At 73.3% G+C, this 12,426-nt stretch carries 11 protein-coding genes; 4 read left to right on the top strand and 7 right to left on the bottom strand.

The window, feature by feature from the left end:
• Positions 1–37: 37 nt before the first annotated feature.
• The 5 genes from ABTZ54_RS01955 to ABTZ54_RS01975 form a co-directional block, all read right to left on the bottom strand.
• Positions 38–826: an ABC transporter permease gene (locus tag ABTZ54_RS01955; RefSeq protein ID WP_351655734.1), complete on the bottom strand. Its 789-nt coding sequence runs from the start codon at positions 824–826 to the stop codon at positions 38–40.
• Positions 823–1,812, bottom strand: a complete 990-nt coding sequence (locus tag ABTZ54_RS01960; protein ID WP_351655738.1) for an ATP-binding cassette domain-containing protein — start codon at positions 1,810–1,812, stop codon at positions 823–825. The genes ABTZ54_RS01955 and ABTZ54_RS01960 overlap by 4 nt, the downstream gene beginning before the upstream one ends.
• A gap of 26 nt (positions 1,813–1,838) precedes the next feature.
• Positions 1,839–2,675: a DUF4097 family beta strand repeat-containing protein gene (locus ABTZ54_RS01965; RefSeq protein WP_351655745.1), complete on the bottom strand. Its 837-nt coding sequence runs from the start codon at positions 2,673–2,675 to the stop codon at positions 1,839–1,841.
• A 90-nt stretch (positions 2,676–2,765) separates the two neighbouring features.
• Positions 2,766–3,305, bottom strand: coding sequence for a hypothetical protein (locus tag ABTZ54_RS01970; RefSeq protein WP_351655752.1), 540 nt, complete (start codon positions 3,303–3,305; stop codon positions 2,766–2,768).
• Between the two features lie 184 nt (positions 3,306–3,489).
• Entirely contained in the window at positions 3,490–4,689 is a 1,200-nt protein-coding gene (locus tag ABTZ54_RS01975) for an agmatine deiminase family protein (protein ID WP_351655755.1), read from the bottom strand.
• A 230-nt stretch (positions 4,690–4,919) separates the two neighbouring features.
• On the opposite strand from ABTZ54_RS01975, the gene ABTZ54_RS01980 reads away from it, so the two are divergent.
• Both ABTZ54_RS01980 and ABTZ54_RS01985 read left to right on the top strand, forming a co-directional pair.
• Positions 4,920–7,361, top strand: a complete 2,442-nt coding sequence (locus tag ABTZ54_RS01980; RefSeq protein ID WP_502997159.1) for a penicillin acylase family protein — start codon at positions 4,920–4,922, stop codon at positions 7,359–7,361.
• 54 nt (positions 7,362–7,415) lie between these two features.
• Positions 7,416–8,453 carry an alpha/beta hydrolase gene (locus ABTZ54_RS01985; RefSeq protein ID WP_351656420.1) on the top strand — a complete coding sequence of 346 codons (1,038 nt, stop codon included), beginning with the start codon at positions 7,416–7,418 and terminating at the stop codon, positions 8,451–8,453.
• Here the strand turns inward: ABTZ54_RS01985 and ABTZ54_RS01990 are convergent.
• Positions 8,339–9,505, bottom strand: a complete 1,167-nt coding sequence (locus ABTZ54_RS01990; protein ID WP_351655762.1) for an AfsR/SARP family transcriptional regulator — start codon at positions 9,503–9,505, stop codon at positions 8,339–8,341. The two genes, ABTZ54_RS01985 and ABTZ54_RS01990, sit on opposite strands and share 115 nt — an antisense overlap.
• 200 nt (positions 9,506–9,705) lie before the next feature.
• On the opposite strand from ABTZ54_RS01990, the gene ABTZ54_RS01995 reads away from it, so the two are divergent.
• Positions 9,706–10,896, top strand: coding sequence for an MFS transporter (locus ABTZ54_RS01995; RefSeq protein WP_351655765.1), 1,191 nt, complete (start codon positions 9,706–9,708; stop codon positions 10,894–10,896).
• 27 nt (positions 10,897–10,923) lie between these two features.
• On the opposite strand, the gene ABTZ54_RS02000 is transcribed toward ABTZ54_RS01995, so the two are convergent.
• Complete coding sequence (locus ABTZ54_RS02000) at positions 10,924–11,349, bottom strand: pyridoxamine 5'-phosphate oxidase family protein (protein ID WP_351655768.1); 426 nt, start codon at positions 11,347–11,349, stop codon at positions 10,924–10,926.
• A 389-nt stretch (positions 11,350–11,738) separates the two neighbouring features.
• Between ABTZ54_RS02000 and ABTZ54_RS02005 the strand changes: the two genes are divergently transcribed.
• Positions 11,739–12,422, top strand: a complete 684-nt coding sequence (locus tag ABTZ54_RS02005; protein ID WP_351656423.1) for a response regulator — start codon at positions 11,739–11,741, stop codon at positions 12,420–12,422.
• Positions 12,423–12,426: the final 4 nt, after the last annotated feature.

Raw genomic sequence — 12,426 nt, forward strand, 5'->3', positions numbered from 1 at the left:
ACCGGGGTGGCCGGACGGCCCGTTCGGGCCGGGGCGGTCAGCGCTTGGCGGTGCGGCCGAAGGCGGAGCGGGCCCAGAGGTAGCCGGCGAGGGCGAGGCCGAGGCACCAGGCGAGCGCGAGGTAGCCGCTGCTGCCGATCTCCGTGCCCATGAGGAGTCCGCGCAGGGTCTCGATGACCGGTGTGAAGGGCTGGTACTCGGCGAACCAGCGCAGTCCGGTGGGCATGGAGTCGGTCGGGACGATGGCGCTGCCGAGGAAGGGCAGGAAGGTCAGCGGCAGGGGCGCGTTGCTGGCCGACCCCGGGGTCCTGGCCACCAGGCCCATGCCGGCGGCGAGCCACGTCAGGGCAAGGATGAGCAGGGCCAGCAGGCCGATGGCGGCGAGCCATTCGACGGGCGAGGCGTCGGGCCGGAAGCCGATGGCGAGGGCGACGCCGATGACCAGGGCCACGGCTATCAGGGTCTGGATGACGCTGCCGACGACATGCCCGGTGAGGAACGCGGCGCGCGAGATCGACATCGTACGGAAGCGGTTGACGATGCCCTCGGTCATGTCGACGCAGACGCCGACCGCCGTGGCGACCGCGCCGGCCGTCGCGGCCATCAGGATGATGCCGGGCGCCACGTAGTCGATGTACGCGCCGCCGCCTCCGGGGCCGGAGATCCCGGCGCCGATGGCGCCGCCGAAGGCGTAGTTGAAGAGCAGCAGCATCATCACGGGCATGACGACCGTGGAGATCGTCATCGACGGATAGCGCTGCGCGTGCCTGAGGTTGCGCCGCAGCATGGTGAGGGAGTCGCTGACGGCGTAGCTGAGGGTGCTCATCGGGCCATCTCCGTCGTGGAGTCGGGCGTCCCGTGACCGGTGAGGGTCAGGAAGACGTCGTCGAGGTCGGGTGTGTGCACGGTGAGCGACTCGGCCCGCAGCGCCGCGCCGTCGAGGATGTCGAGGACGGCCCGCAGGGTCGGGATGCCGCCGTCGCTGGGGATGCGGAGGGTGAGTTCCTCGGGGTCGCGGGCGGCGGCTCCGAAGTGGCGGGCGGCGGCGTCGAGTTCGGCGAGTCCGGCGAAGCCCAGCCGGATGTGCCCGCCGGGGATCAGACGCTTGAGCTCCTCCGGGGTGCCCTCGGCGACCAGCCGGCCCTGGTCGAGGACGGCGATGCGGTCGGCGAGCTGGTCGGCCTCCTCCAGATACTGGGTGGTGAGGAAGATGGTGACGCCGTCGTCGGCGACGAGCCCGCGGATGATCTCCCACATGGTGCGGCGGCTGCGGGGGTCGAGCCCGGTGGTCGGCTCGTCGAGGAAGATGATCCGCGGATCGCCGACCAGGGTCATCGCCAGGTCCAGCTTGCGGCGCATGCCGCCGGAGAGGGTGGAGACCGGCTTGCGGGCGGCCTCGGTGAGCTCGAAGCGCTCCAGGAGCCCGGCGGTCCTGCGGCGGCCCTCGGGCCGGGGCAGGTGCCGCAGGTCCGCCATCAGCCGCAGATTCTCCTCGGCGGTCAGGAGGTTGTCGACGGCGGCGAACTGGCCGGTGACGCCGATCGCGGCGCGGACGCCGTCGGGCCGGTCGGCGAGGTCGTGGCCGGCGATCCTGGCCCGTCCCGCGTCGGGGGCGACGAGCGTCGAGAGGATCTCGACGGTGGTGGTCTTGCCGGCCCCGTTCGGGCCGAGGAGGGCGAAGACGGTGCCCTCGGGGATGCTCAGATCGATGCCGTTCAGGACGACCTTGTCGCCGTAGGACTTGTGCAGGCCCTGGGCGGAGATGGCGGGCGGGGCCGTGACGGTGGCCCTGCCCGTGGTGGTCGCGGTCATGGGCTGCGCTCTCCCTTCCGGGGAGGTCAGGCGCGGCGGATCACGATGTCGCCGACGCTGGTACGGGCGTGGATCTCGACGGTCTCTTCGGTGGTGTCGGGGTTGTCGGCGGCGTCGAGGGAGTTGCGGAGCGTGCCGAACTTGGAGTGGACGTCCAGCCAGGCCGCGGTGGACTCGCGGATGCCGATCTCCAGGTCGCCGACGGAGGTCTGGAGGTTGATCACGCCACGGGCCACCTGCTTGACGCCGATCGCGCCGTTGGCGGACTTGGCGTCGACCGAGGAGTGGGCGACGCCGATGGTGATGCGCCCGTTGGACGCGTTGGCCTTGAGGTGGCCGGTGATCTCGCCGATGACCGTCTCGCCGTTCCCGTTCTTGACGGTCGCCGCTCCGACGATCTCGCCGATGTCGACCCGGCCCGCCCCGTGGATCTCGGCGTCGCCGACGGCCCGGTCGATGCGGATGTCGCCGAAGCCGGTCCTCAGGTCGACGGCGGAGGCCTCCTCGACGCGGATGTCGCCGAAGCTGGTCTTGATGTGGCACTCGCCCAGCGGGCCCTCGGCGGTGTAGTCGCCCATCGGCGCGGAGCTGCGGAAGTGCGATCCGGCGGGGAGCTCGACGGTCACGTCGATCGACCCCTGCTTGCCGAACAGGCCGCGCTTCTTGGGGCCCTTGAGGGCGAGGACGCCGTTCGCGAAGGAGACCGTGGTCTGCTGGGCGGCCCGCGCGTCGGCGTCGTCGGCGCCGTTGCTCGGCAGCACCTCGACGACCGTGGTGCCGCGCTTGCTCGCGGTGAGCCGCACGTTGGCGACCTCGAAGTCGAGGACCGCGCTGATGGGCTCGGGGGTGTCGTAAGAAGGCATGGCTGTCCCGTCCTCTTGGCTCTGATGGGTGTTTCCGCAGGTGGGGCGGTGTGTGTAAGGGGGGCGTGGGGAGAGCGTGGAGGGCTCGGGCTAGCGGACCCAGCCCTGGTAGCTCTGCCCGTGGCCCGCGGGGCGCGGGGTCGCTCTGGCCGGGGCGGCGCCCGGCTCCAGGGCGACGCCCACCGCCCGTACGAGCCAGGCGTTGACGGACAGGCCGTCCCGGCCGGCCGCCTCCTCGACGCGGGCCTTCAGCGGTGCGGGGAGCCGGAAGTTGATCCGGGCCGTGGCCCCGTCCTCGGCGTCCGGCGCCGATGGTGCCACTGGCGCCACCGGTGGCGCCATCGGGGTCGTCAGGCTGGCGGGCTCCACGGCGATGCTCTCGGTGGCCGGCGGCGCCGTCACCACGAACTCGGGGTCGAGTCCCCGCAGCCGCACGTCCACCGAGCCGGGGGCCAGATCGCGGGTGATCTCGTCCGAGGCCGCGGACAGCGCGTTCAGGAGGGTCAGCCGGGTGGCCGACTCGAGCGGCGCGGTGAGCCGCTCGGCCAGCGCACGGGCCTCGTCCCCGCCGGCGCTCGCGGCGACCGCGAGCTCTCGGCGGAGGTGATCGACGAAGGGGGTCAGGTCCATGTGCACCATAGTGGCACCAGAATGGCGCCACGGCAAGTCATTGTGGCGCCATGTGGCGCGCGCCGGCGCACGAGTGGCGCCACATGGCGCCGCGCGGCGCCACCGGGGGAGCGGGTCCGGCGCCACCGAAGCGGGTCCGGCGCCGCTGGAGCGGGCTCGGCGCCACCGAAGCGGGTCCGGCCCATCAAGCCGCCGGCCTCCCCGGCTGGTCGTGCGTCGCGCAGTGGATGCCGCCGCCCCCGGAGGCGATGGTGTCGATCCGCAGCTGCACGACGTCCCTCGTCGGGAAGTGTTCCTGGAGGATCGCCTTGGCGCGGGCGTCCGCCCGCGCGTCGCCGAACCGGGGCAGGAAGACCGAGTCGTTGGCGACGTAGAAGTTGGCGTAGCTCGACACGAAGTCGTGGCCCTCGCCGGTGATCTTGTCCAGGTCGGGCTGGGGCAGGTCGACGATCTCGAAGCGGCGCCCCCGGGCGTCGGTGGCCGTGGAGAGCACCGAGCGTGCCTGGTCGGCCGAGCGGGACCAGGAGTCCGGGGGAGTGCCGGGGAACGCCTGGTCGAGGAGGACCACGCCGGGTGCGGTGAAGCGGACCAGACTGTCCACGTGGGCGTCGGTGATGTCCTCGCCGCGCACGCCCGCCAGCCACACCACCTTGTCCACGCCCAGGGTCTCGATCAGCTCCTCCTCGATCTGGTCCCGGCTCTTCCCCGGGTTGCGGTTGGCGTTGACGATCGAGCTCTCGGTGACGAGCAGGGTGCCCTCGCCGTCCGTCTCGAAGGAGCCGCCCTCGGCGACCAGCGGCGCCTGCTCGCGGGGGATGTGGTAGCGGGCCAGCAGCTTCCGGCCCACCTGGGCGTCGTTCGCGTGCTCCTGCTTGTCGCCCCAGCCGTTGAAGTTGAAGTCGACGCCGACGAGCTCGCGCCCGTCCTCGACGAAGACGGGGACGGTGTCACGGGCCCAGAGGTCGTCGACGGGCAGCGCGATGACCTCGACCCGCGAGCCGCAGGCCCGCTGGGCCGCCGCCACCTGCTCGGGGCGGGCCATCATCACCACGGCCTCGAACTCCCCGACGGCACGGGCGATGCGCGCGATGTCCTCCCGTACGGCGGGCAGCTCCTCCCCCCAGACGGAGGCGAGCGCGGGCCACGACATGAAGGTACGGGTGTGGCTCTCCCACTCGGCGCCGAACCGGCGCTTCCCGCCCGCGCCGGAGGAGGCGGCCGAGCCGCTCGGACCGGTCGTCGCCCCGGCGTCGGCGGAGCCCCCGGGCCCGCAGCCCGTGGCGCCGACGGCGAAGGCCCCGCCGAGACCGGCGAGGCCGCCGAGGCCGGCAAGGGTGCGCAGGGCGCCCCGCCGCGTGGGGGAGGGGCGGAAGGGAACGGACACCGGTCCTCCGATCGTGGGATCGCGACGCTAGCCGAGGGCCCCGCCCGGAGCACGAGGACGCGCGGCGGCGGCCGGTGCCCCGCGCGCCGGCTTCACACGAGCGGCCGCGTCATCGGGATTTCATCGCCCCTCCCTACCCTGGCGCCGTTCGGACGCAGGCCGCTGTGCAGGCCGCTACCCAGGGGAAGGACGGCTCGATGGCGCGGAGGAGATCAAGGGCGAGGCTGCCGATGGCGGTCATGGCCATGGTGGCGGTGCTGGGCACGACGGCCGTCGCCGGACCGTCCGCCGCCGAGGCGGGGCCGGACCGGCCGACGATCCGTTACACCGAGTACGGGATCCCGCACATCACCGCCTCGACCTGGCAGGGACTGGGGACGGGCTACGGCTACGCGGCGGCCAAGGACAACATCTGCACGCTGGCGGAGACGTATCTGATGGTGAACGCCCAGCGGTCCCGCTATCTGGGACCCGCGGGCAAGGCGAGCCCCGGCCAGAGCCAGAACAGCACCACCAACCTCAACAGCGATCTGTACTTCCAGCGGATCAACGACAACCGGGTGGTGGAACGGCTGCTCGAACAGCCCGCCCCCAACGGACCGGAGCCGGAGGTCGAGGAGGGCATCCGCGGCTACGTCCAGGGGTACAACCGGTACCTGGCCGAGACCGGCGTGGACAACATCTCCGACCCCGCCTGCCGGGGCGCGGCCTGGGTGCGGCCCATCACCGAGCTCGACGTCTACCGGCACGCGCACGCCGAGATCATCATGGGCACCGCCGACCCCCTGCTCGACGGACTGGTGACCGCCGCTCCCCCCGGGGCCTCGGCCGCCGCCGCGGCCGCGGCCAAGGCGCCCACCGCCGCGCAGCGCGCGAAGAGCGCGCAGGACACCGCGCGCAGGATCCGCGACGCCATGGCGAAGAGCCGCCGCGAGGGCATGGGCAGCAACGCGCTCGCGGTCGGCGCGCAGGGCGTCTCCGGCGGTACGAGCATGCTGCTCGCCAACCCCCACTTCCCGTGGCAGGGCAAGAACCGCATGTGGCAGAGCCAGCTGACGATCCCCGGCAAGGTCAACGTCTCCGGGGCCAGCCTGCTCGGCCTGCCCGCGGTGAACATCGGGCACAACGACGACGTCGCCTGGAGTCACACCGTGGCCACGGTCGCGCCCTTCGGCCTCTTCGACGTCCAGGTCGACCCGCTGAACCCGACGTACTACCTGGTCGACGGCGGCTGGCAGAAGATGACCTCCCAGCAGGTCTCCGTCGACGTGCTCAACGCGGACGGCTCCGTCGGCAAGGTCTCCCGGACCCTGTGGTCCACCCGCTACGGCCCGGTCACCGCCTCGGTCCAGGGCATTCCGCTGCCCTGGGTGGTGAGCGCCCACGCCGTGCGCGACGTGAACATGGACAACCTGCGGGCCCTGAACACCTGGTTCCACCTCGACCAGGCCAAGGACGTCCACGACGTGGTGAACACCCTGGAGACCACCCAGGGCGTCCCCTTCTTCAACACCATCGCCTCCGACCGCAAGGGCAACGCGCTCTACGCGGACATCCAGGCCACCCCGAACATCACCGACGCGCACGCGCAGTCCTGCCTCACCGAGACCGGCAAGCTGCTCTTCAACCAGACGCTCCGGCTGCCGAACGTCCCGCCGGTCTCCATCTTCGACGGCAAGCGCAGCGCCTGCGACTGGCCGAACGACCCCGACGCGGTCGCGCCCGGCCTGCTGGACCCGCACGATCAGCCGCGCCTGATCCGCTCCGACTTCGTCGGCAACGCCAACGACAGCGCCTGGCTGGCCAACCCCGAGCAGCCGCTGTCCTTCCCGCGCGTCATGGGCGACACGGCGGCGCCCCGGTCGCTGCGCACCCAGGAGCTGATCCTGACCGCGCAGAACCGCATCAACGGCACCGACGGCCTGCCCGGCCGGGGCTTCACGCCGGAGAACATGCGCCAGTTGCTGTTCGCCGACAACAGCCGGGCGGCCGACCTGGCCCTGAACGCCACCGTGAAGGCCTGTCAGGACACCCTCTTCGGGCTCGTCCTGGTCGACGGCAACCTGGTGAACATCAGCGAGGCCTGCCCGATCCTGGCCGCCTGGAAGAGCCATGACTTCACCCTGGACAGCCGGGGCTCCTGGCTGTTCGAGAACTACTGGTACCAACTGGCCGGCGGCAAGGGAGTCGAGTCGCTGCCGTGGCGGGTGCCGTTCGACCCCAAGGACCCGGTGCACACCCCCAACTCGCTCGACCCGGGGAACAACGCCGTACGCGATTCGCTGGCCCGCGCGGTCTTCGCGATGCGCGCCGCGGGCATCCCGCTGAACGCGGCCCTGTCGGACGTCCAGAAGGTCACCCGCAACGGCGAGCAGATCCCCGTCCACGGCTCGCGTCACGAACTGGGCGTCCTGAACGTCGTCACCCCCGGCCTGGTCGACGGGAAGATGGACATCACCTTCGGGTCCAGCTTCGTCCAGCAGGTGCGCTTCACCGCCGAAGGACCGCCCGAGGCCTCCTCCGTGCTGACCTACTCCCAGTCGGCCGACCCGACCTCGCCCCACTACGCCGACCAGACCCGGCTGTTCTCGGCCGGCCAGTGGGTGACCGAGCGCTACACCGAGGAGCAGATCGCGGCCTCACCGGTACTGGTGACCAAGGTTCTGGACTGAGAGGGGAAGGCAGTGAAGAGGACGACGAACATACGGCGGGCGGCGGTGGCGTGGATGGTCGCCGCCGTGGCCGTGATCATGCCGGCGGCCGGTTCGGCCCAGGCCGCCGACGGCGGCGCGCCGCCGCCGATGGCCAACGGATTCGGTCTGACCCAGGTGGAGGCGGTGAACGGGAACGCCACCGAGTTCTACCTCACCGTGACCACGCCCGAGGTGACGGGCAAGCACCACATCAAGATCATTCTGCCCCCGGGCTACTACGACGACCCGAACCGGCGCTACCCGGTCCTTTACTTCCTGCACGGGTCGCCCGACGACCCGATCGCGCAGAACTACCCGGCGCTCCGGATGTCGGACCGGATGATCACCGTCATCCCCGACGGCGGCGCCCGCGGCTGGTACGCCAACTGGCTCAACCAGAAGACCGTGCTCGGCGCCCAGAACTGGGAGAACTTCCACCTCAAGCAGGTCGTCCCGTTCATCGACGCCAACCTGCGGACCGTCGCCACCAAGAACGGCCGGGCCGTCGCGGGCGTCTCCATGGGCGGCTTCGGGGCCCTGCACTACGCCCAGGTCCGCCCCGACCTGTTCAGCCAGACCGCGTCCCTCTCCGGCGACATCGACCTGTCGGTCAAGTCCATGGACCTGCGGTTCGCCGTCGTCGCCTCGCTCATCGACGCGACGGGCGCGATCTGCGCCTCCTCGTCCGGCTCCTGCGACCCGAACGCCTCCCCGTACAAGCCCGGTGTGGACAGCGACGCCGCGTTCGGCTCGCCGTACCCGGTGTTCAACGCCGACTGGCGCTGGAACGAGGTCGACCCGGCGGGCCACATGGACAAGCTCAGGGGGATCGGCGTCTCGATCTACACCGGCGACGGGGGCGGCTCGCCCACCGAGCCCGAGTTCTGGATCGCGGGCGCGGCCAAGCACGCCAAGGAGAGCCTGGACGCCCTCGGCATGCCGTACTACTACGTGAACTACGGCGACGGCGCCGCCTGGGGCAGCAACTGCAACGGCGGCCACAACGGCTGGTGCTGGGAGCAGGACCTCAGGGACCTGATCCCGCGGCTGGAGCGCTCCTTCGCCTCCTGACCGCGCGGAAGCCGTACGGGGACGAGCCCGGGACCGGACTCGTCCCCGCGCAGCACCATCTCGTGCGTCCGCAGCAGCAGCACGCCCGGCGCCACCCCCAGGTCGTCGGCGAGCCGGCGGCGCGCGCGGTCGAACACGGCCGCCGCGTCCGCCCGCCGCCCGTCCCGGTGCAGCGCGCCCATCAGCAGCGCGGCCACCGGCTCGTCCAGCGGATGCGCGGCGAACAGGGCGTACAGCTCGGCGAGCGCCTCGGCGGACCGGCCGAGCCGCAGCAGGCCCTCCGCCCTGCGCCGCGCCAGGGCGATCCGGCGCCCGGTCAGCCGCAGCCGCTCCAGTTCGGCCAGCGGCCCGGGCAGCCCGGCCAGCGGCTCCCCCCGGAACAGGCCCAGCGCCCGCGCGCACAGCCGGACCACCTCGGCCGGATCCCCCGCCAGATCCGCCGCCTCGGCCCGCCCGGCCAGCTCCTCCAGCAGGACGACGTCCACGTCCACCGCGCCCGGCACGAGTCGGTAGCCGCACCGGTCGTACGCGATGACCGCGTCCGGGCCGTCGCCCGCGCCCAGGGAGTCCGCGCCGTCGCCCGCGCCCAGGGCCTTGCGCAGCCGGTACACGTACACCGGCACCACGTTCGCGGCCGGCTGCTCCACGCCCCACACACCGTCGAGCAGCTCCCGCCGGCCGAGCGCCCGCCCGCCGCCCAGCGCCAGCGCCGCCAGGACGGCCTGCTGGCGCAGATGGCCCAGCCGCAGCGGCCGCCCGTCCCGCCACGCCTCCAGCGGCCCGAGCACCGAGACCCGCGTCCGGGGCCCCGCCCCCGCCCGCCGGGCGCGCGGGCCGCGCCCGGGGACGACCAGACCGCAGTCGAAGGCGTGGACGACGGCCGCGGCACGGTCGCGCAGCCCCAGCTTCCCGAGGAGCCGCGCGAGCTGTTCGGCCACCGAGGCCTCGGGCACGGCCAGGGCGGCGGCGATCTCGTCGTCCCGCAGCCCGCAGCCCACCGCGGAGAGCAGCGCGCGCTCCTGGTTCCCGAGCATGGTGACGGTCGTCGGCATCGCTGCTCCCCGGTCTCCGGATCGGCCGCCCCGGGACCCCCGCACGAGGCCCGGGCAGGACGTCGCCGACAAGGTAGCGGCGGGGGCACGGGCCGAGGCATCCGGAAGCATCCGGAGTGACACCGCGGCCCGGCGGATCACTCGGCCGGGCGCGCCCCGCCACCGCGCCGCGCGAGACGGGCCGGGTTACGGTCGCCGGCATGGCGGATGAGAGGCAAGGCTGGCTGCGGTGTCTGCTCGGCGGCGCGGTGTTCGTCGTGTGCATGACCGGAACGACCCTGCCGACCCCGCTCTATCCCCTCTACCAGGAGAAGTTCGGCTTCTCCGAACTCACCGTCACCATCGTGTTCGCCGTCTACGCCTTCGGTGTCATCGGCGTGCTGCTCCTCGCGGGCAACGCCTCCGACACCATCGGACGGCGCCCCACGCTCTGGTGGGGCCTGGGCTTCGCGGCGGCGAGCGCCGTCTGCTTCCTCTCCGCCGACTCCCTGGGATGGCTCTACGCGGGCCGGCTCATGTCGGGCGTGTCGGCCGGTCTGTTCACCGGCGCCGCCAGCGCGTACGTCATGGAGCTCGCCCCGCCCGGCCGCGCCTCGGGCGCCACGCTCGTCGCGACCGCCGCCAACATGGGCGGCCTCGGCTGCGGCCCGCTCCTCGCGGGTCTGCTCGCGGAGTACGCCCCCGAGCCGCTGCTGCTGCCCTTCGCCGTGCACCTGGCGCTCGTCGCGCTCTCGGCCGTCGTCCTGCTGTTCCTGCCCGAGACGGTACGGGAACGGCGGCCGCTGACCGCCGTGCGGCCGCGCAAGCCCGCGCTGCCGCCGCAGGTGCGGGCCGTGTTCGCCCCGGCCGCCGTCGCCTCCTTCGTGGGCTTCGCCCTGTTCGGCGTCTTCACCTCGGTCAGCCCCGCCTTCCTCGCGCGCTACCTGGACGTGCACAACCACGCCGTCAGCGGCCTCGTCGTCGCCCTGGCGTTCTTCGCCTCCACCGGCGGACAGGTGGCCGCCGGCCGGCTCGGGACCGCGCGCTCGCTGCCCCTGGGCTGCGCCGTGCTCTTCGCGGGCCTGCTCCTGCTCGGCTGCGCGCTCGCCACGGACCTGTTCGTCCTCGTCGTCCTGGCCGCCCTCGTCGGCGGCACCGGCCAGGGCCTCGCCTTCCGCGCGGCGCTTTCCGCCGTCGCGGCGGCCTCGCCCCCGGACCAGCGCGCGGCGGTCATCTCGGCCCTGTTCGTCGTCGCGTACGCGGGCATCTCGATCCCCGTGATCGGCGTCGGCCTGCTGGCGGACCCGCTCGGCCTGGAGGGCGCCGGTCTCGTCTTCATCGCCTGCATGCTCGTCCTCGTCGCGACCGCCGCTGGCTATCTGCTGCGCCGGACGGCGCCCGCGGAGCGCTGAAGGGCGGGCCGCCGCACGGCGCCGAGGTCACTCGGCCGCGACCTGCCGGACGCCCGTCACCAGGTCGGGCCGGATGCGGACCACCTGGTCCAGGTGCCGGTCCGTCCACGGCCGGATCGCCGCCCGGTACCGGGCCACCTCGGCGGGGTCGGTCACCAGCCGGCAGAAGCCGGTGACGACGACGCTCCAGCCGAGGCCCGCCTCGACGTCGATGACGTCCGTCTCGTACGCCACGACGACACCGTCGGTGCCGCCCACCCGGGCCATCAGGGCGAGGGCGGCGTCGTGGTGCGTGCGCACGATGATGTCGCCGCCGTCCACGAGATGGTTGACGGGGCGGACCGTCGGCAGCGCCCGCCGGGTGAACACGATCCGGCCCAGGGGCACGGAGGCGACCAGGCGCAGTGCCTCCGCGGTGTCCAGACGGAGGGTGCGCCGCGCCCCGGCGGACACCGGGGGAGCGTCGGGGCGGTGGGGGACCGGAACAGGGGCGAGAGCGGCGTCGTCTTTCACGGTGCCTTCCAGGGGAGGGGAGTTCCCCGCAGTACAGCCCCCCGGGACGCGGCACCGAAAGGGCCGTTCGGCCCCTGCTCGTACGGGCCCGTCCGGGCAGGGGGCGTGCCCCGCGCGCACCGGCCCCGAGGGCGGCCCGGGGGACGGCCGGGCCGCGCCCGGGGCCGGTGCGTCCGGGGCACGGGGCAGATTCGACCACGCGCGCGGGGGCGGCGCACAGGGCCGTTCGGCCCTGCGGGACCAGGGCCGAACGGCCCTCGGGCCCCGGTGCCATACTGACGCGGCCTCAGCCCCCGCCCCCTGCCCAGGAGACCGCTGTGAACCCCGTCCTGCCCGCCGTACCACCCGTCCGGGTCTTCCTCCTCGACGACCACGAGGTGGTCCGGCGCGGTGTGCGGGACCTGCTGGAGGCCGAGCCCGACATCGAGGTGGTCGGCGAGGCCGCCACCGCCCGGGAGGTGCTGGCCCGGGTGCCCGCCGTGCGCCCGGACGTCGCCGTGCTCGACGTACGGCTCGGCAGCGCGACCGGCGGCGACCACGAGGGGGTCGAGGTCTGCCGTGAACTGCGCGCGGCCATGCCGGAGCTGGCCTGCCTGATGCTGACGTCCTTCGACGACGACGAGGCCCTCTTCGACGCGATCATGGCCGGTGCGGCCGGCTATGTCCTCAAGCAGATCGGCGGCTCCGACCTGGTGCACGCGGTCCGCACGGTCGCCACCGGCAAGTCGCTGCTCGACCCCCGGATGACCAGCCGGGTGATGGCCCGGATCCGGGGCCCCGAGCCCGAGCCCGCGCCCCGCACCGCGACGACGGCCGAGCTCGACCGGCTCTCACCTCGCGAGCGGGAGATCCTCGACCTCATCGGCCTGGGCCTGACGAACCGCCAGATCGCCGAGCGCCTCTTCCTCGCGGAGAAGACGGTGAAGAACAGGGTGTCCGCGATCCTCGGCAAGCTGGGCGTCGGCCGCCGCATCCAGGCGGCGATGCTCGCCGAGCGGCTCCGCGACCAGTAGGCGC

Origin of the sequence: Streptomyces sp. NPDC094032 (genome assembly GCF_040303965.1) — a bacterium.
Taxonomy (GTDB): Bacteria; Actinomycetota; Actinomycetes; order Streptomycetales; family Streptomycetaceae; genus Streptomyces.

Excerpts from the sequence above, each read along its gene's own strand:
- ABTZ54_RS01955 (WP_351655734.1), bottom strand. The coding sequence starts at position 826 with ATGAGCACCCTCAGCTACGCCGTCAGCGACTCCCTCACCATGCTGCGG.
- ABTZ54_RS01960 (WP_351655738.1), bottom strand. The coding sequence starts at position 1,812 with ATGACCGCGACCACCACGGGCAGGGCCACCGTCACGGCCCCGCCCGCC.
- ABTZ54_RS01965 (WP_351655745.1), bottom strand. The coding sequence starts at position 2,675 with ATGCCTTCTTACGACACCCCCGAGCCCATCAGCGCGGTCCTCGACTTC.
- ABTZ54_RS01970 (WP_351655752.1), bottom strand. The coding sequence starts at position 3,305 with ATGGACCTGACCCCCTTCGTCGATCACCTCCGCCGAGAGCTCGCGGTC.
- ABTZ54_RS01980 (WP_502997159.1), top strand. The coding sequence starts at position 4,920 with ATGGCGGTCATGGCCATGGTGGCGGTGCTGGGCACGACGGCCGTCGCC.
- ABTZ54_RS01985 (WP_351656420.1), top strand. The coding sequence starts at position 7,416 with ATGGTCGCCGCCGTGGCCGTGATCATGCCGGCGGCCGGTTCGGCCCAG.
- ABTZ54_RS01990 (WP_351655762.1), bottom strand. The coding sequence starts at position 9,505 with ATGCCGACGACCGTCACCATGCTCGGGAACCAGGAGCGCGCGCTGCTC.
- ABTZ54_RS01995 (WP_351655765.1), top strand. The coding sequence starts at position 9,706 with ATGGCGGATGAGAGGCAAGGCTGGCTGCGGTGTCTGCTCGGCGGCGCG.